The sequence below is a fragment of the Chitinophaga sp. CB10 genome (assembly GCA_001870995.2).
Taxonomy (GTDB): Bacteria; Bacteroidota; Bacteroidia; order Chitinophagales; family Chitinophagaceae; genus Chitinophaga.
Genome location: MLAV02000008.1, coordinates 42565 through 65949 on the forward strand (window position 1 = coordinate 42565; position 23385 = coordinate 65949).

The 23385-nt window shown below is 49.1% G+C and carries 25 protein-coding genes; 21 read left to right on the forward strand and 4 right to left on the reverse strand.

Annotation, left to right across the window (positions count from 1 at the left end; translation table 11 throughout):
* Positions 1 to 27: 27 nt before the first annotated feature.
* The 18 genes from gldC (at position 28) to BOC67_RS13055 (ending at position 16472) form a co-directional block, all read left to right on the forward strand.
* Complete coding sequence (gene gldC, locus BOC67_RS12970) at positions 28 to 378, forward strand: gliding motility protein GldC (RefSeq protein WP_291910754.1); 351 nt, start codon at positions 28 to 30, stop codon at positions 376 to 378.
* A gap of 18 nt (positions 379 to 396) precedes the next feature.
* The gene (locus tag BOC67_RS12975) at positions 397 to 846 is read left to right on the forward strand and encodes a GatB/YqeY domain-containing protein (RefSeq protein ID WP_291910755.1); all 450 of its coding nucleotides are present in this window, start codon (positions 397 to 399) and stop codon (positions 844 to 846) included.
* Between the two features lie 44 nt (positions 847 to 890).
* Entirely contained in the window at positions 891 to 1433 is a 543-nt protein-coding gene (locus BOC67_RS12980) for a CvpA family protein (protein WP_291910756.1), read from the forward strand.
* A gap of 69 nt (positions 1434 to 1502) precedes the next feature.
* Entirely contained in the window at positions 1503 to 2279 is a 777-nt protein-coding gene (locus tag BOC67_RS12985; protein WP_291910757.1) for an alpha/beta fold hydrolase, read from the forward strand.
* Positions 2280 to 2398: 119 nt separating this feature from the next.
* On the forward strand, positions 2399 to 3061 hold the full coding sequence (locus BOC67_RS12990; RefSeq protein WP_291910758.1) for a CBS domain-containing protein: 663 nt from the start codon (positions 2399 to 2401) through the stop codon (positions 3059 to 3061).
* A gap of 55 nt (positions 3062 to 3116) precedes the next feature.
* On the forward strand, positions 3117 to 4529 hold the full coding sequence (locus BOC67_RS12995; RefSeq protein WP_291910759.1) for a POTRA domain-containing protein: 1413 nt from the start codon (positions 3117 to 3119) through the stop codon (positions 4527 to 4529).
* Between the two features lie 12 nt (positions 4530 to 4541).
* Positions 4542 to 5432, forward strand: a complete 891-nt coding sequence (locus tag BOC67_RS13000) for an NAD kinase (RefSeq protein WP_291910760.1) — start codon at positions 4542 to 4544, stop codon at positions 5430 to 5432.
* Between the two features lie 71 nt (positions 5433 to 5503).
* On the forward strand, positions 5504 to 6370 hold the full coding sequence (locus BOC67_RS13005) for a DUF6089 family protein (RefSeq protein WP_291910761.1): 867 nt from the start codon (positions 5504 to 5506) through the stop codon (positions 6368 to 6370).
* A gap of 218 nt (positions 6371 to 6588) precedes the next feature.
* On the forward strand, positions 6589 to 7350 hold the full coding sequence (locus BOC67_RS13010; protein WP_291910762.1) for an isoprenyl transferase: 762 nt from the start codon (positions 6589 to 6591) through the stop codon (positions 7348 to 7350).
* Positions 7351 to 7468: 118 nt separating this feature from the next.
* A complete protein-coding gene (locus tag BOC67_RS13015) occupies positions 7469 to 10090 on the forward strand; it encodes a POTRA domain-containing protein (protein WP_291910763.1) in 2622 nt (873 codons plus the stop codon).
* 69 nt (positions 10091 to 10159) lie between these two features.
* Positions 10160 to 10675, forward strand: a complete 516-nt coding sequence (locus BOC67_RS13020) for an OmpH family outer membrane protein (RefSeq protein WP_291910764.1) — start codon at positions 10160 to 10162, stop codon at positions 10673 to 10675.
* A gap of 58 nt (positions 10676 to 10733) precedes the next feature.
* A complete protein-coding gene (locus tag BOC67_RS13025) occupies positions 10734 to 11243 on the forward strand; it encodes an OmpH family outer membrane protein (protein WP_291910765.1) in 510 nt (169 codons plus the stop codon).
* A gap of 174 nt (positions 11244 to 11417) precedes the next feature.
* On the forward strand, positions 11418 to 11573 hold the full coding sequence (gene rpmH / locus BOC67_RS13030; protein ID WP_012788729.1) for a 50S ribosomal protein L34: 156 nt from the start codon (positions 11418 to 11420) through the stop codon (positions 11571 to 11573).
* Between the two features lie 23 nt (positions 11574 to 11596).
* Positions 11597 to 12016: a ribonuclease P protein component gene (locus tag BOC67_RS13035; RefSeq protein ID WP_291910981.1), complete on the forward strand. Its 420-nt coding sequence runs from the start codon at positions 11597 to 11599 to the stop codon at positions 12014 to 12016.
* 19 nt (positions 12017 to 12035) lie between these two features.
* Positions 12036 to 12266, forward strand: coding sequence for a membrane protein insertion efficiency factor YidD (yidD, locus tag BOC67_RS13040; RefSeq protein WP_291910766.1), 231 nt, complete (start codon positions 12036 to 12038; stop codon positions 12264 to 12266).
* Positions 12267 to 12305: 39 nt separating this feature from the next.
* Entirely contained in the window at positions 12306 to 13982 is a 1677-nt protein-coding gene (locus BOC67_RS13045; RefSeq protein WP_291910767.1) for a S41 family peptidase, read from the forward strand.
* A 307-nt stretch (positions 13983 to 14289) separates the two neighbouring features.
* Complete coding sequence (locus tag BOC67_RS13050) at positions 14290 to 15669, forward strand: Gfo/Idh/MocA family oxidoreductase (protein ID WP_291910768.1); 1380 nt, start codon at positions 14290 to 14292, stop codon at positions 15667 to 15669.
* An 11-nt stretch (positions 15670 to 15680) separates the two neighbouring features.
* Positions 15681 to 16472: a DUF1080 domain-containing protein gene (locus tag BOC67_RS13055; RefSeq protein ID WP_291910769.1), complete on the forward strand. Its 792-nt coding sequence runs from the start codon at positions 15681 to 15683 to the stop codon at positions 16470 to 16472.
* 161 nt (positions 16473 to 16633) lie between these two features.
* Here BOC67_RS13055 and BOC67_RS13060 read toward each other — a convergent pair whose 3' ends face one another.
* A complete protein-coding gene (locus tag BOC67_RS13060) occupies positions 16634 to 17335 on the reverse strand; it encodes an FkbM family methyltransferase (RefSeq protein WP_291910770.1) in 702 nt (233 codons plus the stop codon).
* Between the two features lie 90 nt (positions 17336 to 17425).
* Positions 17426 to 18028: a superoxide dismutase gene (locus BOC67_RS13065; protein WP_291910771.1), complete on the reverse strand. Its 603-nt coding sequence runs from the start codon at positions 18026 to 18028 to the stop codon at positions 17426 to 17428.
* A gap of 262 nt (positions 18029 to 18290) precedes the next feature.
* On the opposite strand from BOC67_RS13065, the gene BOC67_RS13070 reads away from it, so the two are divergent.
* The 3 genes from BOC67_RS13070 to BOC67_RS13080 all read left to right on the forward strand — a co-directional run bounded on the left by BOC67_RS13070 (position 18291) and on the right by BOC67_RS13080 (position 20605).
* Positions 18291 to 18995 (forward strand): LuxR C-terminal-related transcriptional regulator, encoded by a 705-nt coding sequence (locus tag BOC67_RS13070; protein WP_291910772.1) that lies wholly within the window; start codon positions 18291 to 18293, stop codon positions 18993 to 18995.
* Positions 18996 to 19291: 296 nt separating this feature from the next.
* Positions 19292 to 19501: a hypothetical protein gene (locus BOC67_RS13075; protein ID WP_291910773.1), complete on the forward strand. Its 210-nt coding sequence runs from the start codon at positions 19292 to 19294 to the stop codon at positions 19499 to 19501.
* Between the two features lie 171 nt (positions 19502 to 19672).
* The gene (locus BOC67_RS13080; protein ID WP_291910774.1) at positions 19673 to 20605 is read left to right on the forward strand and encodes an SPFH domain-containing protein; all 933 of its coding nucleotides are present in this window, start codon (positions 19673 to 19675) and stop codon (positions 20603 to 20605) included.
* A gap of 52 nt (positions 20606 to 20657) precedes the next feature.
* Here BOC67_RS13080 and BOC67_RS13085 read toward each other — a convergent pair whose 3' ends face one another.
* Complete coding sequence (locus BOC67_RS13085; RefSeq protein ID WP_291910775.1) at positions 20658 to 21098, reverse strand: nucleoside deaminase; 441 nt, start codon at positions 21096 to 21098, stop codon at positions 20658 to 20660.
* A gap of 49 nt (positions 21099 to 21147) precedes the next feature.
* On the reverse strand, positions 21148 to 23256 hold the full coding sequence (gene ligA, locus BOC67_RS13090) for an NAD-dependent DNA ligase LigA (protein ID WP_291910776.1): 2109 nt from the start codon (positions 23254 to 23256) through the stop codon (positions 21148 to 21150).
* Positions 23257 to 23385: the final 129 nt, after the last annotated feature.

Genomic DNA, 23385 nt, shown 5'->3' on the forward strand with positions numbered 1-23385 from the left:
CTATTTTTGTGGCCTTAATTAAAAATCATGAGTAAGACATCTACCATACAGATCCAGGTTGGACTGGACGAGAACAAGATACCTGAATCAATAGCCTGGAGCGCAACGGATAACAGGGAAGAGCGTATGACCAAAGCCAAGGCGATGATGGTTTCCTTCTGGGACCCTGCTGAAAAGGCGGCGCTGCGTATAGACCTCTGGACAAAAGACATGATGGTAGACGAGATGGCCGATTTCTTCTTCCAGACGCTGATGACCATGGCGGATACCTACGTGAGGGCGACCCAGTATAAGGACCAGGGCGAGGAAATGCGTGCGTTTGCAAAGGATTTCTTCAAGAAATTCCAGGATAAACAGGCAGCAGAACAGCAACAATAATCCATTAAAATTAACCATATGTCATTAGAACAGACTATCAACGCAGAGATCAAAACTGCGATGCTGGGTAAAAAAGAAGTGGACCTGAGGGCGCTCCGCGCCATCAAGGCGGCTATCCTGCTGGCTAAGACAGCAGAAGGCGGCAACGGTGAAGTGACCGAAGCAGAAGGTACCAAAATATTGCAGAAGCTGGCCAAGCAACGCCGCGACTCCCTGGAGATTTTCAGGCAGCAGAACCGCGAGGACCTGGCGGTGAAGGAAGAAGAGGAGCTGGCGGTGATCGAGCGCTTCCTGCCTAAACAGATGGATGAGGCGGAACTGCGCGCGGCGCTGGAGCAGATTATTGCTTCCGTAGGCGCATCTTCACCGGCCGATATGGGCAAGGTGATGGGCGTAGCCACCAAACAACTGGCAGGCAAGGCCGATGGAAAGGCTATTTCCGCCATGGTAAAGGAATTATTGAAATAATATAGTCTGCAGGCCCGCAAGGGCCTGCGGCCTTCATATTGCCCATGCCGATAGACGTAGTTTTCGCCATTATCATGGTTTTTGCGATTTACAAAGGATTTACACGGGGCCTCATCGTTGCCGTGTTTTCCATGATCGGCCTCGTACTGGGCATGGTCGTAGCACTCAAACTCAGCGCGGTTACAGCATTATACGTACAACAACATTGGAACCTGCACTTTATCTGGCTGCCGGCGCTGTGTTATATCTGCCTGTTCCTGGCAGTGGTGCTGCTGGTAAGGCTGGGAGCTACCGCCCTGCAGGGCATGGTAGAACTGGTTTTGCTGGGATGGCTTAATAAATTGGGTGGAATTTTATTGTATAGCGCCATTTTTATAATAATTTACAGCGTTTTGCTGTGGATGGCCAACCAACTGTACTGGCTAAGTCCTGAAACCAAATTGCAGTCTGTAGTATATCCCTATATTGAAAAAGTAGGCCCGTGGACAGTGGATAATATAGGAAAAGTGATCCCTCTTTTCAGAGATCTCTTCACGCAATTGCAGGCATTCTTTGAAGAGGCAGCCCACCATATTCAACCTAGTTGACTCTCTTCAAAGATTATTTAGATTAATAAAAAGAATTATTTTAGCGTAAAATTGACTCAAGATTAGGCAATGGATTACGAAATCAAAACACAGGGTAAATTTAGTTTTATAGAAGAAGGAGAAGGTGAACCACTGTTGCTATTGCATGGATTATTTGGTGCGTTGAGTAACTTCTCGCACATGATCGAATATTTCAGGCGATATAATAAGGTGGTTATCCCGATGCTGCCCCTGTATGATTTAAACATCCTGGAAACATCCGTTGGCGGGCTGGCCAAATATGTGCATAAATTTGTAGAGGCCAGAGGTTACACCAACATCCACCTGCTGGGTAATTCCCTCGGTGGCCACGTAGCGCTGGTGTACCTGCTCAAACATCCTGAAGCGCCTGTGAAATCACTGATCCTCACCGGCAGCTCCGGCCTGTTCGAAAACGGTATGGGCGAAACCTATCCCAAACGTGGCGACTACGAATATATCCGCAAGAAAGCAGAACTTACCTTTTACGATCCTGCCATCGCTACCAAGGAACTGGTAGATGAAATGTTCGAAATCGTTAATAACCGGCTCAAAGTAATCAAGATCATTACCCTGGCTAAATCCGCCATACGCCACAACCTGGGCGATGAGCTCCGGGATATCAAGCAACCCACCATGCTGATCTGGGGTAAAAATGATACGATCACTCCGCCTATGGTGGGTGAAGAGTTCAAAAAATTAATTCCCAACTCCCGGCTGGAGTTCATAGACAAGTGCGGACACGCGCCTATGATGGAAGTTCCCGGAGAATTTAACGAGATCCTTCACAAATTTCTGGATAGCTTAAAGAACAATTCCGCCAACTAATTGGTATAGAATAGCGCGCGCGTGCTATTCCGTTGCAGCATGCCGATTCCGGCCTGTTCATGGAATTTCTTTTTCTGTTGGGATTTTCTTTGTTATTATTGTAGTAAGAATACACGACGATGATTGCCAGAGAACTCATATCCACCACCATTCCTGTACTGCATCCAAACGATGCGGGCACGGAGGCTTTACGGCTGATGAATGAGTTCCACGTTACCCAACTGCCGCTGGTGGTTGAGGATAAGTTTGCCGCATTGATCGACGAGGATACCGTACTGGATTGGGAAGATCCGGATATCCTCCTGCAGGCGGCGCCTTATGGTAATCTTAAACCTGCTATTCCTGAACAGGCGCATCACCTGGAAGCCCTTAAACTTTTCTATGAGTTTAAGCTCTCCGTACTGCCTGTTGTCACCAAGGATAACGATTACCTGGGGCTGATCTCCAAGGATACCCTCCTGGCCGCGCTGGCACAGTTCAACGCCGTGAAGGATCCCGGCGGGCTGATCGCGCTGGACCTCGATCCGCGTGATTACAGCCTGAGCGAAATTGCCCGCATCGCCGAATCCAATGATGTGAGCCTGCTCAGCGTACAAACCATAACTGACCCGCAAACCGGCAGGCTTGAAGTCCTGCTGAAAACCAACCGCCTCGACCTGCTGGCGCTGGTGGCCACTTTCGAGCGGTTCAACTACACCATCAAATACCTCTTCTCCGAAACCCAGGAAGAAGACCTCGTCAAAAAGAACTATGATCTGTTGATGAATTATATCAGCATGTAATTTCCATCGCCAATTTATTATATTTGGTTTTAGTCATTAATTTTTTTGTGCCTACATGCTGAGACGCTGCTGCTTAATGCTGGTCATATTGTGCCTGCTTGGAACCGTGTTGCCCGTGGCAGCGCAAAATGCCGGTAATAGCCCCGATAACCAGGGATATCTTATTGTTCGGAATGTGATCGTCACCGGGAATAAGAAGACCCGCACCACCATTATCCTCCGGGAACTGAGTACCGTGCCGGGAGATACCATTTACCTGAAAGACCTCGCCGAGACGCTGGAGGAACGCCGCAAGCAGCTCCTCAATACCTCCCTTTTCCTCAATGTGACGGCTAATATCAAGAACTGGGACGGGGATTATGCAGACGTCGTCTTTGACGTCTGGGAGCGGTGGTACACCTTTGCATTTCCCATTTTCAAGCTGGCGGACCGCAACTTCAACCAGTGGTGGGTGGAAAAAAATCATAGCCTCAGCCGGGTGAACGTGGGGATAAAAGGCACCCAGGGGAACCTTACCGGGCGCAACGATGAACTCAATGCCGGCATACAGGTGGGCTATACCCAGCGTATTTCCTTCCAGTACGCCGTTCCGTATATTGATAAACGTTACCGCCACGGGCTGGGGATTGCTTTTGCGTATAGCCGCAACCGGGAGGTGAACGACAGTACGGACTTCAATAAACAGCTCTTCTTCCGGCAGGACAACTTTGTGCGTCAGCTGTACAACGTAGGGCTGACCTACAGCTATCGCCCCGGGATTAATACCCGCCACAAGGTCATCCTGGCGTATAACTACGAGAAGGTGGCAGATTCCGTAGCGATCCTCAACCCGGATTACCTGGGCGGAGGCCGCACCCGGATCAACTACCTGGACCTGATGTACCGGATGGAATATGTGAAGGCGGACAGCTGGCAATACCCCCTCAAGGGCCTCCGCGTTACAGGCGAAATAGGAAAGCGGGGATTTGCCGGGCTCAATGATATCAATGATTTTCATATAAGGCTCAACGTGGCCAAATACTGGCAGCTGGCGCCGAAGACGTTTCTGGCGGCGGGCCTGCGCAGTATGGCGAAATTCGGGGCGGAGCAGCCCTATATCAACCGCCAGGCGATGGGCTACGGGGATGATTACCTCCGCGGGCTGGAATATTTTGTGGTGGACGGTACCAGCTTCGCCATTGTGAAAAGCACCCTGCGCCAGGAGGTGGTATCCACCCGTTTCCGCCTGCCGGTTGTGCCCAAGAAATTCAGTTCCGTGCCCCTCCGCATATTCCTGAAGGCTTATGGGGACAGTGGCTACAGCTATTCCAAATTCCCCGGGAACGGCGAGTTGAACAACCGCATGTTGTACAGCGGCGGCTTCGGGCTCGACATCGTTTCCTTTTACGATACCTGTCTTCGTATAGAGTACAGCTTTAACCAGTTAGGGCAAAAAGGACTATTTTTACACACGAGTATAGATATGTAAAGTTTAACAGGTATGCAGGTAGCACTATATAGCCGAGGATTTATTACAGAAGACATTAACAATATCCGCTTATTGCTGGATGAACTGCATCGTGCGGAAATCACGGCGATCCTGTATGAACCTTTCTACCGCACCCTGGTACAGCATATCAATTTCGACGTGGCGCCCAATGTGTTCTTTACCGCGGAGGAGTTACCCGGTAAAATAGAGTTTTTAATAAGTTTAGGGGGAGATGGAACACTGCTGGATACGGTTTGCTACGTCCGGGATACCAATATCCCGGTGATTGGGATTAATTTTGGCAGGCTCGGATTTTTAGCCAGCATAGGTAAAGACGAGATTCATGCGTTGGTACAGGCACTGCTGCACCGTACCTATATAGTGGATACTAGGGCGATGGTGCACCTGGATGCAAACATCCCCCTGTTTGGAGATATCCCTTATGCATTGAATGAATTTACGATACATAAGAAGGATACTTCCGCCATGGTGAAAATCCATACCTACCTGAACGGAGAGTTCCTGAATACCTACTGGGCCGATGGGCTGATTGTTTCCACCCCCACGGGGTCTACCGGCTATAGCCTCAGTTGCGGCGGCCCGATTGTCTTCCCGGATGCGGGCAACTTTGTCATTACCCCTGTAGCCCCGCATAACCTCAACGTAAGGCCTATCATCGTGCCGGACGACAATGTGATCTCCTTTGAGGTGGAAGGCCGCAGCGACCAGTTCCTCTGCACGCTCGACTCCCGGATGGAAACCATAGACAGCAATGTGCAGCTGGCTATACGAAAAGAGTCGTTCAAACTCAGCCTGTTACGGCTGGACGACAGCAATTTCCTGCATACCCTCCGCAATAAGCTGCTTTGGGGTATTGATGCCCGTAATATGATCAAGATTTAGAAGCCGGTAAAAATTTCCTGCCTCACATATTAAATAAATCCTGTATTGTAGCGTTTAAGTATAACTGATTTATGCGCAAAAGACTTTTATATCCTGGAAACTTCGTATCTGCATGGCTGTTAGCGGCGGGCTTGCTGCTGTCCGGAAGGGTTGCCGCCCAGAATGAACTGGAATATGTAGGGGAGCTGGGTATATCGGTGGGTACGGCTCATTATTTTGGCGACCTGAATACCCGCCGGGCGCTGAATGCCATGAAGCCTGCCGTAGGGGTGTATTACCGCAAGTATTTCAATGATTATGTGGGAGTTAGGGCTCATGCGCGGTATATGCAGCTGGGTTATTCGGACGTGTATAACACCAATGAGTTTCAGCGCAGGAGAAATTTGAGTTTCAATACGAATCTTTTTGAACTGGCTTTACAGGGGGATTTTAATTTTTTCCGGTTTGAACCGGGATCATTGGATAAAAGATTTTCGCCATATTTCACGGGCGGGGTCAGTGGTTTCCATTATAATCCATATGCCTACCTGAACGGGCAAAAATATTTTTTACAGCCTCTACATACGGAAGGGCAGGGGACGGCCGTGTTCCCGGAGCGGAAGCCTTACAGCCTCCTGAGCTATGCCTGGCTGATCGGGGGCGGTTTTAAATATAATATTTCCCGGAAGGTGAATGTGGCCCTGGAGGCGGTGTACCGGTACACGGAAACGGATTACCTGGACGATGTGAGCACCACCTATGCGGGGGCTTCGGCCTTTCCGCCGGGCTTTAACGGCCAGCCTTCGGTGGCCTACCAGCTGCAGGACCGGTCCGGGGCGGTAGGGGAGCCGTTGGGCGCAAAGGGCTTCCAGCGCGGCAATAGCCGGGATAAGGACCAGTTTATAACTATCGAGCTCTCCATTAGCATATTATTTACCTCTTATCACTGCAAATTTTAGATACCTTTGCCGGGCTTTCTACCGGCGGGCAAACTTTCCCGTTAAACAGCCGAACAATACCTGCGAATTCCCTGGAATGCGCACTGGTGCTGTGTTCGCTGTTAAAACTACGTTAAAAACCCCTGCCGCGTTTGGCCAAAAAAGTCATTACTCTATTTTTGTATCTTTGCACACTTTTAGTAAATCTGTTATAATCTGTTAATATACGCCTGACACAAATGAGTTTGAAGGATAAATTGGACTTACAACGGCTACCGAAACACATCGCCATAATCATGGACGGGAATGGCCGTTGGGCTAAAGAGAGGGGACAGGACAGGCTGTATGGGCATCATGAAGGGGTTGAAAGTGTGCGCAACATAGTCGAAGCCTGTGCAGAACTTGGAATAGGCTATCTGACCCTATATGCTTTTTCCACCGAAAACTGGGACCGCCCGGTTTATGAGGTGAACGGGATTATGGAACTTTTGGTAAACACCATCCGCAAGGAGGTGAATACCCTTTCTAAAAATAATATCAGGCTGAATGTGATCGGGGATCTGGATATGTTGCCAGCCCAGGCCAAGCAGGAAATGGAGGAGGCCATTGCGCTGACCAGCCATAATACCGGCCTGACACTGATAATGGCCCTTAGCTATAGCGCCAGGTGGGAAATCGTGAATGCGGCCAAAAAAATTGCAGCGGATGCACAAAAAGGTATATTGGACCCGGCTTCTGTTTCCGCCGATGTATTCGAGAAATATCTCTGTACCGCCGGATTCCCGGATCCGGAATTAATGATCCGTACCAGTGGAGAATGCAGGATCAGTAATTTCCTCTTATACCAGCTGGCTTACGCGGAACTGTATTTTACAGATACCCGCTGGCCTGACTTCCGCAATGAGAATCTTTACGAAGCCATCTTAAATTACCAAACCAGAGAAAGGCGTTTTGGCAAAACAAGCGAACAAATTCAGCAGAATGAAGAAATTATTTCCTAAGGGCCTACTGGCTATAGCATTATGTTGTGGCGCCGGGTTCCGTGTATCCGCTCAAGTAAAAGATACCGTACCCCCACCTCCAACCCCTGCTGATCCTCAGTACACATTTCCAAGTAATGTGAGTACCCCGCAACAGTACGAGATTGCAGATATTACCGTTACCGGTACCCAATATCTCGATAAGTCATTACTGCTGTCTTTGTCCGGCCTCAATGTAGGCGATAAGGTGGTATTCCCCGGTGGCGACCAGTTCGCGAAAGCCTTGCAGAGCCTCTGGTCACAGCGGCTGTTTGCAGGCGCCTCCATCAATGTTACCAAAATTGAAGACGGTAAAATCTGGCTGGAAATCGACCTGGTGGAAATGCCGCGCATCGGAAGCTTCGCCTTTAAGGGAATTAAAAAGTCCGAAGCGGACGAAATCTCCGGCAAAGCAGGGCTGCGTAAAGGGAATGTGCTGAGCGAAGGTGTAAAACAGAACGTGATCGGCGTGGTACACAAGTACTATGCGGATAAAGGCTTCGGGAACGCTACCGTCCGCGTGGATCAGCGTATCGACAGCGGCGCCGTCAACAGCGCTATCATCGTTTTCACCATCGATAAAGGAAATAAGACCCGCATTAACAATATCAACATCGTTGATAACTACAATATCGCGGATAATAAGCTGAAAAAGCGCATGAAAGGTACCAAGGAAATGACCCGCATTACCTTGCATCCTGATAATGAAGTCATCTACAAGGATTCCATTCCGAAGGAAAGTAACTTCTGGCAGACCTACGGTTACCTGCAGCCAACAAGGGCGCTGGAGCAGCTGGATCCTTACTTCCGCTTTAAACTGTTCAGTTCAGCCAAGTTCAACGAAGGAAAATACATTGAAGATAAAGGTAAGCTGATCGCTTACTATAACAAGAATGGTTACAGGGACGCGTTGATCGTTAAAGACACGACCTACAAATCTGCCAGCAAAAACCTGAACATCGATATCCAGGTTTCTGAGGGTAAGAAGTACTACTTCGGGGACATCACCTGGAAAGGTAACGTAAGGTATAACGACTCCACCCTGACCAAAATCCTCGGTATCAAGAAAGGGGATATCTATAACCTGGAACTGCTGGAAAAGCGCCTGGGTAAACAAATGTCGCAGGAAGGCGGGGATATCACCAGCTATTATATGGACTATGGTTACCTCTTCTTCCAGATTGACCCGGTAGAAACCGCGATCCATGGCGATACCATCGATTATGAGATCCGGTTACGCGAAGGGCCGCAGGCTACCATCAAGGAAGTACGCATCGCCGGTAACGAAAAAACCAATGAACACGTAATCCGCCGCGAGCTGCGTACCATCCCCGGTGAGAAGTTCTCCCGCCAGGACCTGATCCGCTCCAACCGTGAGATTGCCAACCTGGGCTTCTTTAACCCGGAGAAGATCGGTATGAACCCGGTGCCTAACGTACAGGATGGTACAGTGGATATTGATTATACCGTAGAAGAGAAGGCGAACGACCAGCTGGAACTGTCCGCAGGCTGGGGTGGTTACATCGGTCTGACCGGTACCCTCGGTGTTACCTTCAATAACTTCTCCCTGAGAAATATCTTCAAAAAAGAAACCTGGGATCCGTTACCAAGCGGCGATGGCCAGAAACTGTCTATCCGCGTATCTTCCAACGGTAAGGCATACCGTTCCTACAACTTCTCTTTCACCGAGCCATGGCTGGGTGGTAAAAAGAGGAACATGCTGAGCGTAAGTTTTTACAGCAGCTACCAGAACCCGTATGCTTACAACGATTACTACAAACAACTGTATAACGATACCACCACTTCGCCAAACGGTAGCTTCCGCGTATTGGGTGCTTCCGTGGCGCTGGGTAAGCAGCTGAAATGGCCGGATGACTACTTCTCCCTGCAATATTCCCTGAACTATCAGCAATACCGGCTGAAGAACTATAACTACTTCGGTATTCCGGGTTTTGCGAATGGTACTGCCAACAACATCAACCTGAAACTGACCCTGGCGCGTTCTTCCGTGGATCAGCAGATATTTCCGCGCAGTGGTTCCAACTTTATGCTGAGCGCGCAGTTTACGCCGCCTTACTCCTTACTCAATCCTGATAAGGACTATAAAGCAGAGCCAATCGCCGATCAGTTCAAACTTATCGAGTATCAGAAATATCGTTTCAACGCCGAGTGGTATGTGCCTTTGAGCAAGCCAATGGGCAGCGATAATAAAACCTTTGTGTTGAAAGTGGCTGCCAAGTTTGGTTACATTGGCCGTTACAACAACAGGACCACCCTGTCGCCATTCGGACGCTTCGAGCTGGGAGGCGACGGTCTGAGTAACTTCGCGATCTACGACCGTGATATCATCTCCCAGAGAGGTTATCCGGTGTACTATACCTCCAACCCGAGCGTGAACCCGGAAAGCGGTCAGCCGGTGGGGTACGAAGGTTTCACCGTATTCAACAAGTACGTGATGGAGCTGCGCTATCCGTTCAGCCTGAACCCCAGTTCCACCATCTTTGGCCTGGCGTTCGTAGAGGCGGCAAACGGTTACAGGGATATCCAGGATTACAATCCGTTCAGGCTGCGTCGCTCTGCTGGTCTGGGTATGCGCTTCTACCTGCCGATGTTTGGATTGCTTGGATTTGACTATGGTATAGGATTTGACAGGATACAGCCTGGTCAGGGTCTGAAGAACGCGGCTAAGTTTACCTTTATGCTCGGTTTCGAACCCGAATAATGAGAAAATAAATTATATATTGCATGAATTAACCCCGCTAACGGGGATGCAGTTTAAATCCTATGTAGCATGAAGAAAATATTTATTACAATGGCCTTTGTTTTGGCCGCAGCGTGGGGAGCAAATGCACAGCGCTATTGTGTGATAGATACAAAATATATACTGGAAAGCATTCCTGAGTACAAGGAAGCGCAGCAAAAGCTGGACGCAGTTGCTGACCAATGGCAGAAAGAAATTGACGCCAAATTTCAGGAAGTAGATAAGATGTATAAATCTTATCAGGCGGAGCAGGTAATGCTCACGGAAGAATTGAAACAGAAAAGAGAGGCCGAAATAGTAGCGAAGGAGAAAGATGCCAAGGACCTGCAGAAGAAGCGATTTGGATATGAAGGAGATCTTTTTAAGAAGAGAGAAGAACTGGTAAAACCTATTCAGGACAGAATATATAATGCCGTACAGAAGCTCGCCGCCAGCAGGATGTTTGATTTCGTGCTGGACAAATCAGGGGGAGCGACCGTTATATTTTACGATCCTAAACTGGACAAAAGTGACGAGATTCTTAAATCCCTCGGCGTAAAGAAATAAAGCTGGCACCTATTTTTTAACTATAAGTATTTAAATTTTTTTAAACACAGACAACATCATGAAGAAGTTCGTTATTATTGCTTTTGTGGCAGTATCCGGTTTGTTCAGCGTAAATGCAATGGCACAGGCTAAAATAGCGCATATCAATGCTCAGGCACTGGTAACTGCTATGCCTGAAACTGCAAAAGCAGAAACTGAATTGCAAACATTTGCTAAATCGCTCGAAGGAGACGGTAAAGCGATGTATGATGAATACCAGAAAAAACTCCAGGAATTCAACGAGAAAGCAGCCAGCATGACTGATAATATGAAAGAGATCAAAGCTAAAGACCTGCAGGATATCCAGAAACGTATCCAGGACTACAGCGAAGCTTCTCAGAATAAAATCCAGGAAAAACAGGCACAGCTGCTGAAACCTATCTACGATAAAGCCCGCAAGGCTATCGAAGACGTAGCTAAAGAAAAAGGTTACGGTTATGTGATCGATAACAGCAACGGTATGCTGCTGGTATCCCCTGCAGGAGATGATATTCTGCCTGCCGTTAAGACTAAACTGGGTATTAAATAATTGATTATCAATATAATAAAAATGGAATGTGGGCTGATTCCGCATTCCATTTTTATTTTCCCGGCAATAATTTTCGCATTTATAAAAAAATCTGCTACCTTTGCCTTCCGTTTTAAAAAACAGTTTCCCTTAACGGGAGTTTTAGTATAGTACAGGTAAAAACAAATAAAAGAAATGAAACGTACTTTTCAACCGCATAACAGACGCAGAAAGAGCGTTCACGGCTTCAGAAAGAGAATGGAAACTGCCAATGGCCGTAAGGTACTGGCTTCCCGTAGGGCTAAAGGTCGTAAGAAGCTGACTGTTTCTGACGAACGTAAGCTGAAATAATTAGTAGCTAAATACTATTTGCCATAAAGACTTATTCTTTTAAAAAGGAAGAAAGGTTAAAAAGCAGAAAACTTATTGAAACGCTTTTTCGGGAAGGAAAAGCGTTTTCTGTTTTTCCGTACAGGGTGGTTTATATGCCGGTAGATACGCTGCCGGTGGGTAAATACCCTGTACAGGTAGGCTTTAGCGCGTCTACGCGCCGTTTCCCGAATGCTACTGACAGGAACCGGGTCAAACGACTGACCCGCGAAGCCTGGCGCCTGCAAAAGCAGGAATTATACGAACAACTCCAGGCACAATCCCGCAAACTGGCGGTATTCCTCATTTATACCGACAAAAATATCCAGCCCTTTTCTACCGTCCAGAGCAAAATTTCGGTAATTTTAAGGAAACTGGCAGCCACCGGCGAACCACCCGTTCCCCCTCCTGCCACCCATTCCTAATTATTGATAAAAGCTGTTTATGAACCGTGTTGTGCGTTGGTTGGGTTATCCTTTTATATTCCTCATCAAACTTTACCAGTGGTTTATCTCCCCGTGGCTGGGAGCTAAATGCCGCTATACCCCTTCCTGCTCCCATTACGGGCTGGAAGCCTTCAAAAAATATGGGCTCTTCAAAGGAGGCTATCTCACCATAAAACGTATCTTGTCGTGCCACCCCTGGGGAGGCCACGGTTATGACCCGGTGCCATAACAAGCCAACGATTATTTGTTCAACTATCGACACCTTCGTATGGGTAACTTCCTTACCAGAAAAAAGAAACTCGCCTGCGGCATCCTCGTGCTGCTGATTACCGCTACAGGAATATTCGCCTTCGACGAAAACAACAGGTACTTCCAGATCGTCAAGAACCTGGACATTTTCGCCGCTTTCTACCGCGAGCTGGATACGTACTACGTAGATGACCTGCCGCCGGAAAAGACCATCCAAAAGGGCATTGAGGCCATCCTCGATGAAACGGACCCCTATACGGACTTTATCAAAGAGGAAAACCTCGATGAACTCAAGTATATGGCCACCGGTAAATACGGCGGGGTAGGCGCTTCCATCAATACCAACGGGGAGTGGACCGCCATTACGGACGTATATCCCGGCAGCCCGATGGATAAGGCCAATGTAAAGCCGGGGGACATCATCGAGTCGATGGACGGGAAGTCCATGAAAAACATCCCCCAGGATAGTATCAGCAAACTGCTGAAAGGCGCCCCCGGTACTACGCTCGACATCGTGTTCCGCCACCCGCTCACCAACGCTACCACGACCAAAAAGATACCTCGCCAGGAAATCAATGTGAAACCGGTGTCCTATGCAGGATTTGTGAAAAACGATATCGGCTATATCAAAATGACCCAGTTCACGGAAAACTCCGGCGATATGGTGCGCAAAGCCTTTGAACAGCTCAAACGTACCAACCCGGCCATGAAAGGCATCATCCTCGACCTGCGGGGCAACCCCGGCGGACTGCTGGATGAAGCGGTCATCGTAGCCAATACCTTTGTGGATAGGAATAAAGTGATCGTCAGCACCAGGGGGAAAGTGAAAAACTGGGACCGTACCTACGAAACCAGCGGCGCCCCTGCCGACCTGCATATTCCATTAGCAGTCCTGACGAACCATTCCTCCGCCTCCGCCGCTGAAATCGTGGCCGGCTCCATGCAGGACCTGGATCGCGGCATCATCGTTGGCCAGCGCTCGTACGGCAAAGGCCTGGTGCAAACCACCCGCAGCCTGCCGTATAATACCAAGCTGAAAGTAACCACCGCCAAATACTATACGCCCAGCGGCCGCTGCATACAGGCTATCGACTACTCCCACCGCGGCGAAGACGGCAGCGTGGACTATGTAGCCGATTCTATCCGGAAAACCTTCCGTACCATCGGCGGCAGAACGGTGAAAGACGGCGGCGGCATCGAACCGGATGCCAAGGTGGACCCCACCTACCTCAGCCCCGTGGCGGTATCCCTGTTGCGCAAACAGTATATCTTCGATTACGCTACGCAATACTATTACAGCCATCCTAAAATCCCGGCTGCAACCGCCTTCACTTTTTCCGACCAGGACTTTGAAGATTTTGAACGGTTCCTCGAAAACAAGGACTACAGCTACAAAACCCGTAGCGAGGATGCGCTGGAAGCTTTCAAAACCACTGCCCGTAAGGAAAAGTACTACGATGCGGTATCCAAAGACCTGGAACTGCTGGAACAGAAGCTGAAGCACGATAAAAAGCAGGACCTCCTGAAAAATAAAGAAGAGATCAAACGCCTCCTGGAAGAGGAGATCGTAAACCGGTATTACATGATGGAAGGCCGCATCGCCAAAGGGCTTCAGTCAGATAATGAAGTGAACAGGGCTATCTCTTTACTGCTGGATCAGCCGGCTTATAAAAAGTTGCTGGCGCCGGTGAAGTAAACGCCGGCGCGTAGTATGCAGCGGATGAGGAAGGGGAGGACCTTTTTCATCCGCTGTTTTTTTTTGCAAGTACAAAGGCCAGATATTCTTTACCCCGGCCTTTACACAACCGCCAGACCTACCTTACCCGCTTTTGCACCAACAAACGCTAATTATTATTTACCCGCTTTTTACCCGAACAAAGTCCACATATACCGCCCCTCCAATCCCAACCGCCCGTGTAAAACTTTCCCCTATACTTTGCAAGTATTAGCAATTGTCCCTATCTTAAGCTATCATCATTTTCAACAAACCTAAAAGGGTACTCATGCCAGTAAATTCCAACGAAAACTCCCGCAGGAATTTTATCAGCAAATTTGCCAAAGGGGTAGTAGGCGCATCACTGCTCCCCAACATCATTACGGCTGCTGATAGAAAGCGGAACATCGCATCACTATCACGAACAAACGAAAAGTACAGTGCCAATGATCAGATCCAGATTGCGCTCATCGGCGCCGGTGGTATGGGCACGGCTGATGCCAACACCGCCATCACGGTACCAGGGGTAAAGCTCATCGCCGCCTGCGACCTGTATGATGGCCGCCTCGCAGACGCTAAAAAGAAATGGGGCAGCGACATCTTCACCACCCGTAACTACCACGAAATCCTGGATCGGAAAGACATCGATGCAGTTATCATCGCTACGCCGGACTTCTGGCATAAGGATATTTCTGTAGCCGCCATGAACAAAGGAAAATCCGTGTACTGCGAAAAGCCCATGGTACACGATATTACCGAAGGCCCTGCCGTAGTAGAGGCGCAAAAGCGCAACAACGTGGTCTACCAGGTAGGTAGCCAGGGTATGAGCTCCCTCGGAAACGAAAAGGCGAAACAACTCCTCGCCGAAGGCGCTATCGGTAAACTTAACTACGCGGAAGGCTTCTGGGCCCGCATGTCGCCAACAGGCGCCTGGCAATATCCTATCCCGGCGGATGCCTCTCCCAAAACAGTAGACTGGGAAGCCTACCTCAAAAACGCGCCTAAACGCGATTTCGACCCCCTGCGCTTTTTCCGCTGGCGTAACTACCGCGACTACGGTACGGGCGTATCCGGCGACCTCTTTGTGCATCTCTTCTCCAGCCTGCACTTTGTAACCGGCTCCGTAGGCCCGGATAAAATTATGGCTACCGGCGGCCTCCGCTACTGGAAGGACGGCAGGGAAGTGCCGGACATCATGCTCGGTATGTTCGATTACCCGGAAACCGCCATCCACCCGGCGTTTAACCTCTCGCTCCGCGTTAACTTCGTGGACGGTACCGGCGGTACCAACTACCTGAGAATGGTAGGCAGCGAAGGTTCCATGACGGTAGAGTGGGACCGCGTAACCCTCTACAAAAACCGTAATGAAGTGGATAACAACGATCCGCTCACTGCCACTAAGAACAACGTGAACAGCGGTAAATCGTACGTCTATGACCGTAAGTCCATGCTGCCGCCGGAAAAACTGGTGTACGAAGCGGAGCAGGGCTACAAGGGCGCGCACTTCGATCACTTCTACAACCTGTTCAACGCCATGCGCAACAAAGGAAAAGTAGCAGAAGACCCGTTATTCGGCTTCCGTGCTGCGGCGCCTGCGCTGCTGTGTAACGACAGCTATTTCAACAACAAGATCATTAAGTGGGATCCAAACAACCTTAAAGTAGTTTAAATAGTATGAACATGAAAAAAATTATTGTACCCGTATTATCAGCCGTAGTGCTGACAGCCGCTTCCTGCGGTGGCGGCAATAACAACGCCACGGCAGATTCAGTGAAAGTGGAAAAAACAGATACCGCCGCAGTGGCCGCAGTTACTGCATCCGCTACTGATAACACCCTCACCGATGCGGAAAAGGCAGAAGGCTGGCAGCTGTTATTTAACGGTACCAGTAAGGACGGCTGGCATGGCTATAAAGGCAAAACCACTGAAACATGGGTGGTTGAAAACGGGATACTCCACTGCCTGGGCAGCGAAACCGATAAAAGCGATAAACGTGCAGATCTTACCAGTGATAAAGAGTTTCAAAACTTTGAGCTGGATGCCGACTGGAAGCTGGCGCCCAAAGGGAACTCCGGTATCCTTTACCTCGTAACGGAGGAATTTGATGCCCCTTACCTGAGCGGTCCGGAATACCAGATCATTGACGATAATAACTTCCCTGAAAAGCTGGAAGACTGGCAGAAGACCGGCGCCAACTACGCCATGAACCCGCCGCTGGTAGCGGCTTCCAATCCCATCGGCGAATGGAACCATACCAAAATCATTGTCAACAAAGGACATGTGGAGCATTGGCTGAACGGCCAGAAAACGGCTGAATATACCATGAACAGCCCTGAATGGAAGAAGGCCAAAGAAACCGGTAAATGGAAAGATGCCCCGGGATATGGCAAAGCCTCCAAGGGAAAGATTGCGCTACAGGACCATGGCAGCGAAATCTGGTTTAAGAACGTGAAAGTAAAAGAATTGAAATAAGCATAAAAAAAGCTGTATCAACCGATACAGCTTTTTTTAATCTCGTATGAGCAGCGGGAATAGTACGACCAGGGAACCGGTTTTAACGCTCGCCTTCAGCAGCTAATCCGGTGCGACCTGGCGCCGGTTAAAACCTGGTTAATTTCATCTCAACTCTCACCTCACCTCGTCTTCCTATAAAAACTCGTATTATACGACCTCGCCACCAACATATACCCCTGCCCCTGCAGGAACTGGTTAACCTCTCCTCCCATGGAATTCGTGATATTACTCAGCAACTCTTCCACCAGCAGGAACTCCGGGCGGTATTTCTCCCAGTTATTGGATTTCAGCACCCTGATATCCAACCCTTCCACATCGATTGACATGAAGTCGATCTGTTGCCCTTCCGGCAGGTGCTTATCCAGGATAGACGCCAGCGTAACTGTTTCCAGCGGCCGGATGTCAATGATTTTGTTATTGTTCTTGCCGTCTTTGGACCGGGCTTCCTGTTCGGAAAAAGTATTTAACGCAGGCTCGTTGAAGATATAGAAGTTGAGGGTTTCTGTCTTATCAGATACAGGCAGCTCCAGGTTAATGTCCCGCGGTCTTTTTTTGCGGAAGCTGTCCATACTGCCAGGCATGGCATCCACGTTGATGCCCCGCCAGCCGTCCAGGTAAAAGCCGTAGGTATTGGAAAAGCGGACCGGGTGGTGAGCCCCGATATCCACATAAAATCCTTTTTTATACCTGCCGAAAAACCGGCGCAGGATCATGTCCTCGCCTTCCTGGGCGTAGGAAAACTCACTGTAAAACAGGTTGGTGACCGTGAAGTTTTTCAGGAACCGCGCAATTCTGCTGAGTTTGCTGGGCTTTTTTTCCATGCATTTTGTTGTCTAGGGGGGCCAAGATAAAATAAAAAAATCTTCCCTGCTGTGCAGCGGGGAAGATTTTTTATATCAGGTGTGATATCCTTAAGCTTTTTCGAACAGTGCGCTCACTGCATCCCAGTTTACCACGTTCCAGAAAGCGGCCAGGTATTCAGGGCGGCGGTTCTGGTATTTCAGGTAATAAGCGTGTTCCCAAACGTCAACACCCAGGATTGGCGTACCTTTTACTTCGGCAACATCCATCAGCGGGTTGTCCTGGTTTGGCGTAGAAGTAACTTCCAGTTTGCCATCCTTTACAATCAGCCATGCCCAACCGGAACCGAAACGGGTAGCGCCGGCAGCGTTGAATTTCTCTTTGAAAGCATCGAAAGAACCGAAAGCGCTGTTGATCGCCTCTGCCAGTTTACCGGAAGGCTGACCGCCTTTGTTAGGGCCAATGATGTTCCAGAAGAAGCTGTGATTCCAGTGGCCACCACCGTTGTTTCTTACAGCAGGGCTGATCTTACCGGCGTTGGCAACCAGCTCTTCCAGGGATTTGTTTTCATTTTCAGTACCTGCAATCGCTTTATTCAGGTTGTCAACATATGCCTGGTGGTGCTTACCATGGTGGATTTCCATAGTCTGTTTGTCGATATGTGGTTCTAACGCATCAGTAGCGTAAGGTAAGCTCGGAAGTGTAAATGCCATAACTCTGTTTTTTATGGGTTTATAATATTTTTTTCGAGATAGTCGCCAAATTTACTGCCTATCTGGCTAAAAATCAATTAAGAATTTTGATACCCCTATCGATTATACATATAATAATCCACACATCACATGAATGGTTGACTTGGTCATATGATTTTTTATTTTAAATTTACAGACACTCGGTTTAACAGGACGTAACACAGGCACTTTCGTATATGCCTATATGTTGTGAGTTACCTATTGTTTGTTTAAAACGTTTAGTATGCAGACAGCCTCGGAATTAGGCCAGAACTTTTCCCTCTCCGCCTTGCAAAAGGAGAACGAACAATTAAAAAATCGCGTGCAATGGCTGGAAAGTATCCTGCATCATGTACCCGCCATGTTGTATAGTTACGATAACAACAAGAAAAGTATAACCTGGTGTAACCAGGGGCTCGCAGAGGCTTTTGGCTGCACGCCGGCGGAATTGCAAGGGCTTGGCATGGACTTTTTCAAAAGTATCATGCACCCGGACGATTTTAAACTGGCCACCGTAGCGCAACAGTCTTTCCGTAATAATAAAAGACAGTTCGGCGGCATCGTTCGTATAAAGAAGCAGGAAGAAGAGGAGTACCGCTGGCTGCTGGGCCTGGAAGTGCCTTTCACCCAGAATGAAAGCGGGGAAGTAGTGGAAATCATCTGCGCCTTCCTGGACCTCTCCGGCGCTATGGACACCAATGCCGCCCTCTCCGACGCCCTGGCGGAAATCCTCCGCCGGCAAAACGAAAACCTCCTCAACAAACTCACCGCCCGCGAAAAAGATGTACTGGCGCTCGCCGTACAGGGATTGAACAATAAAGAAATTGCCGGCACGTTAAATTTAAGCAGGTACACCGTGGAAACCCACCGTAAGAATATCCGGCTGAAACTAAAGGTCAGAAACAGCACAGAGCTGGTGTCCCTGGCCCGCAAGATCGGATTTCAATAACCGCAGTAAAGAGAAAATAGTATCGGTTTTAGAGCAGACTTTTCCAGATGAATGTAGTTACCAACGAAACGTTACGCCTGTTGAAATTTTATCATTTAAATTGTATTTTTCTGAAAACCAAACTATAAGCGTTTCAAGTCCTGTGTCCTTTTTGCTAAACATTGCTAAAAAAGTTCGAAAAATACCCAAGGTTGGGTATTTGCTAGCTTTTGAATCTCCAGTAATTTAGTAAAATAATATTATGAATGTTTTATTAACATCGTGATATGATTAATGGCTGAAACACCCCTATCACTATGATAACCGAGGAAAGAGCATTTTACATTTTGCAGCTGGAACAAACAGCTACAGCCGAAGAGATTGTAGCGCGTTATGAGAGTTTGAAAGATCAGTACAGAAAAATCAAAGATGAAACGGAGGATCTGAGAACCCGGCTGGCTTATCAATTGAAACAGATTGAATTAGATGACGTATTCATATTTTTCAGAAGAAAACAGAGGATCTGACTTAGCTTTTTAGATTTTCATTCGTTGTATTTTTAAGCTCAGTTCATCCATTGTTTGTCTTCATACAAACAATCCTCAAAATAACCCCGTTACCGGCTGTCCACCGTCACTGGCAGGTGAACTTTATTTGCTTATATTTATGGATTCAAACCCTACCTAAACTGTAAGCTTATGCAAGTTTTCACTTACGTCATTATTGTATTGGCAGTCCTTTTCCTGCTGTCCTGTTTCGTTACCGTACAGCAGGGAACCATTGCAGTAACCACCATTTTCGGAAAGTACAACCGTATTCTGCATCCCGGCCTCAACTTCAAAGTTCCTGTAATTGAGAAAGTTTTCAAGCGGGTATCCATTCAAAACCGGTCCGTAGAGCTGGAATTCCAGGCCATCACCATCGACCAGGCGAATGTGTACTTTAAAGCCATGCTGCTATACTCCGTGTGGAACCAGCAGGAAGAAACCATCAAAAACGTAGCCTTCAAATTCATGGACGAGCGTAGCTTCATGCAGGCGCTGGTACGCACCATCGAAGGCTCTATCCGCGGCTTCGTAGCTACCAAACGCCAGTCCGAAGTGCTGGGCCTGCGCCGCGATATCACCGAACACGTTAAAGCCCAGATCGACCAAACCCTGGAGGAATGGGGGTATCACCTGCAGGATCTCCAGATGAATGATATCACTTTCGACGAAGCCATCATGCGCTCCATGGCCCAGGTAGTGGCCTCCAACAACCTGAAAGCCGCCGCTGAAAACGAAGGCCAGGCATTGCTGATCACCAAAACCAAAGCCGCTGAAGCAGATGGTAACGCCATCAAGATCGCTGCCGAGGCAGAACGCCAGGCCGCCCAGCTCCGCGGTATGGGTGTGGCCCTCTTCCGGGAAGAGGTGGCCAAAGGTATGAGCCTCGCCGCCAAAGAAATGCAGCAGGCCAACCTGGATACTTCCGTGATCCTCTTCTCCATGTGGACGGAAGCCATCAAAAACTTCGCTGAAAACGGAAAAGGCAACGTCATCTTCCTCGACGGCTCTTCCGAAGGCATGGAAAAAACCATGCAGCAAATGATGGCCATGAACAAACTCATGGAAGTAGGGAATAAAAAATAAATAACTGCCTTGCTATAAATTAAAAAGACGAAACCACTGGTTTCGTCTTTTTTTATTTTCTTCTTTGTGCAAAGAACGTCTTCATCAGCGCCAGGCTCTCTTCCCGCCCCGGGCCCTCTTCCAGCTTGGTTTTCGGGTGGAATGGCGAGGTGGCGCCCGTAGCGCGGCGGTAACTGTTCTTATCATCCGGCGCCGCATACACGATACGCCCGATCTTACTCCAGTACAACGCGCCCGCGCACATCAGGCAGGGCTCTACCGATACGTACAACGTAGCATCCATGAGGTACTTGCTGCTGAGCGTATTGAACGCCGCCGTTAACGCAATCATCTCCGCATGGGCGGTACAGTCGTTCAGCATTTCCACCTGGTTGTACCCCCGGCCAATGATACGCCCGTTGAGTACGACTACCGCGCCAATCGGCACTTCCCCTGCGTCAAAAGCTTTGCGCGCCTCTGCGAGCGCCTGTTTCATAAAATACTGATCATCCATATTACTATTGTATCGTCAGGATTTCGCCTGACCCTATTCATTCCTGGTACTATTGTATCATCGCCAGGAATTCATCCTCCGATAAAATCCTGATCGTATTAATCTTCTTCGCTTTTTCCAGTTTACTGCCGGCATCCTCCCCAACAATCAGGTAGTTGAGCTTACTGCTTACGCCGCTGAGGATCTTACCGCCGTGGGCTTCCACCATTTCCTCCGCCTCGCTGCGTTTGAGCTTATGCAAGGTGCCGGTAAACAGGAAGGTCTGCCCGCTCAGCTCACCGCTGCCGGTGGATGCGCTCTTGCTGTTGGTCATGTTCACGCCCAGTTGCGCAAGCTTTTCCAGCATATGTATGTTGTCGATGTTACTGAAGAACTGGCGGACGGACCCCGCCACTTTCGGCCCGATATCTTCCAGGGACAAAATCTTTTCTTCCGTGAACTCCGCCAGGTCCATAATATTGGAAACGGCGTTCGCCAGCGTTTTAGCAGTAGTCTCGCCCACATACCGGATGCCCAGCCCGAATATCAATCGATGCAGGGGCTGGGATTTGGATTGTTCGATCGCTGTTTGCAGGTTCGTCAGCGACTTCTTCCCGAAACCTTCCAGCTGGCTTATTTTCTCAAAGTCCAGTTCATAAATCCCCGGGATGTCCTTCATCAGCCCCAGCGCATAAAACTTACGCACGTTGCTTTCGCCGAAGCTCTTGATGTCCATCGCGTCCTTACTCACATAGTGGATCATACGTTCCACCACCTGGGCCTCGCAGTTGATGTTGATGCAGCGCCATACGCTTTCTCCTTCCGGCTTAAAAAGCTTGTCGTGGCATACCGGGCAGCGGGTAGGGAAGATGATGTCCTGTTCGGAACCATCGCGCAGGTCGGCGTTGGACTTCACAATATAAGGAATCACGTCCCCCGCTCTTTCCACCAGCACGGTATCGCCGAGCTTCAGGTCCTTTTCGCGGATCACCTCCTCGTTAAACAGGGAGATGGAGGACACAGTCACGCCGCCGATATGTACCGGGTCAATTTTCGCCACCGGCGTAATGGAGCCGGTGCGGCCCACCTGGAACTCCACGGAGCGGAGCTTACTGGTAGCCTGGCGTGCTTTGAATTTATAGGCAATGGCCCAGCGGGGGTGGTGGGTGGTCATACCCAGTTTATCCTGCAGGGCATAGTCGTTCACTTTGATCACCATACCATCAATTTCATACGGCAGGTTATCCCTTTCATTTTCGAACCACAGGCAGTAGTCGATCACGGCCTGTATGCCTTTTACTACCTTCTTTTCCCTGGCAGGACTCCTGAAGCCCAGGGTAGACAAGAGGTCCAGCGTGCCGCTATGCGTCAGCAGCTGTTCCGGCTCTGTTTGGCCGCGCTCCATGGTATGGTAGCTCATATGATACAGGAAGGCTTCCAGTCCGCGTTTGGCCACCTCTGCAGGGTCTACCATGCGCAGGGAGCCGGAGGCGGCATTCCTGGGATTAGCCAGCGGTGGCAGGTTTTCCGCCATCCGCTTCTCGTTGAAAGCCTTGAAAGTATTTTTATTGATCAGCACTTCCCCGCGGATCTCAATTTGCTGAATGCCGTATTGGGAGAAGCGGGCGGAGAGGGGGATGCTCCGTATCTGGCGGATGTTGGTGGTAATGTCCTCCCCGGAAACACCGTCGCCACGGGTGGCGCCCCTGCTGAGCATATCGTTTTCGTATATCAGGGAAATGCTGGCCCCGTCGAACTTAGGCTCAATGCAATATTCTATTTCCGCCAGCCCGGCTGCTTCGCGGGCTTTGCGGTCCCAGTCGATCAGGTCGTCCGCATTGTAACTGTTTTCCAGGCTGAGCATGGGCACAAGGTGCTGCACCGTCGGGAACTCTTTGGTCAGGCCTTTGGCTACGCGCTGGGTTGGACTGTCAGCGCTGATCAGGTCAGGATGCTGCGTTTCCAGCTTCTTCAGCCAGGCAAACAGCTGGTCATATTCATAATCGCTCAGCACGGGATCGCTTTGTACGTAATAACGCCAGTCGTTATACGAAATTACCCGGCGGAGCCCTTCCAGGGTTTCATCAATGGAGTTGTTGAGCAGTTGGTCCTGCTGCTGGTTGGCCAGCAGTTGTTTGGCCATCTGGCTAAGGGTTATTTCAATATCTTTTGTGTACATAATCTTATTAACTGAGCTGTAAAAATAAACTATCTTTTCTGCCGGCGAAGGCCAGCGCGGCGTTAAAGGAAAAAATCCTGCCTAAAGTTTCAAAAATTTGCTAATTTTTAGGTTATTTGAAGCTTCGAT

Bases quoted from the DNA above. Each gene is read 5' to 3' on its own strand.
- gldC (WP_291910754.1), top strand. From the start codon at position 28: ATGAGTAAGACATCTACCATACAGATCCAGGTTGGACTGGACGAGAAC.
- BOC67_RS12975 (WP_291910755.1), top strand. From the start codon at position 397: ATGTCATTAGAACAGACTATCAACGCAGAGATCAAAACTGCGATGCTG.
- BOC67_RS12980 (WP_291910756.1), top strand. From the start codon at position 891: ATGCCGATAGACGTAGTTTTCGCCATTATCATGGTTTTTGCGATTTAC.
- BOC67_RS12985 (WP_291910757.1), top strand. From the start codon at position 1,503: ATGGATTACGAAATCAAAACACAGGGTAAATTTAGTTTTATAGAAGAA.
- BOC67_RS12990 (WP_291910758.1), top strand. From the start codon at position 2,399: ATGATTGCCAGAGAACTCATATCCACCACCATTCCTGTACTGCATCCA.
- BOC67_RS12995 (WP_291910759.1), top strand. From the start codon at position 3,117: ATGCTGAGACGCTGCTGCTTAATGCTGGTCATATTGTGCCTGCTTGGA.
- BOC67_RS13000 (WP_291910760.1), top strand. From the start codon at position 4,542: ATGCAGGTAGCACTATATAGCCGAGGATTTATTACAGAAGACATTAAC.
- BOC67_RS13005 (WP_291910761.1), top strand. From the start codon at position 5,504: ATGCGCAAAAGACTTTTATATCCTGGAAACTTCGTATCTGCATGGCTG.
- BOC67_RS13010 (WP_291910762.1), top strand. From the start codon at position 6,589: ATGAGTTTGAAGGATAAATTGGACTTACAACGGCTACCGAAACACATC.
- BOC67_RS13020 (WP_291910764.1), top strand. From the start codon at position 10,160: ATGAAGAAAATATTTATTACAATGGCCTTTGTTTTGGCCGCAGCGTGG.
- BOC67_RS13025 (WP_291910765.1), top strand. From the start codon at position 10,734: ATGAAGAAGTTCGTTATTATTGCTTTTGTGGCAGTATCCGGTTTGTTC.
- rpmH (WP_012788729.1), top strand. From the start codon at position 11,418: ATGAAACGTACTTTTCAACCGCATAACAGACGCAGAAAGAGCGTTCAC.
- yidD (WP_291910766.1), top strand. From the start codon at position 12,036: ATGAACCGTGTTGTGCGTTGGTTGGGTTATCCTTTTATATTCCTCATC.
- BOC67_RS13045 (WP_291910767.1), top strand. From the start codon at position 12,306: ATGGGTAACTTCCTTACCAGAAAAAAGAAACTCGCCTGCGGCATCCTC.
- BOC67_RS13050 (WP_291910768.1), top strand. From the start codon at position 14,290: ATGCCAGTAAATTCCAACGAAAACTCCCGCAGGAATTTTATCAGCAAA.
- BOC67_RS13055 (WP_291910769.1), top strand. From the start codon at position 15,681: ATGAAAAAAATTATTGTACCCGTATTATCAGCCGTAGTGCTGACAGCC.
- BOC67_RS13060 (WP_291910770.1), bottom strand. From the start codon at position 17,335: ATGGAAAAAAAGCCCAGCAAACTCAGCAGAATTGCGCGGTTCCTGAAA.
- BOC67_RS13065 (WP_291910771.1), bottom strand. From the start codon at position 18,028: ATGGCATTTACACTTCCGAGCTTACCTTACGCTACTGATGCGTTAGAA.
- BOC67_RS13070 (WP_291910772.1), top strand. From the start codon at position 18,291: ATGCAGACAGCCTCGGAATTAGGCCAGAACTTTTCCCTCTCCGCCTTG.
- BOC67_RS13075 (WP_291910773.1), top strand. From the start codon at position 19,292: ATGATAACCGAGGAAAGAGCATTTTACATTTTGCAGCTGGAACAAACA.
- BOC67_RS13080 (WP_291910774.1), top strand. From the start codon at position 19,673: ATGCAAGTTTTCACTTACGTCATTATTGTATTGGCAGTCCTTTTCCTG.
- BOC67_RS13085 (WP_291910775.1), bottom strand. From the start codon at position 21,098: ATGGATGATCAGTATTTTATGAAACAGGCGCTCGCAGAGGCGCGCAAA.
- ligA (WP_291910776.1), bottom strand. From the start codon at position 23,256: ATGTACACAAAAGATATTGAAATAACCCTTAGCCAGATGGCCAAACAA.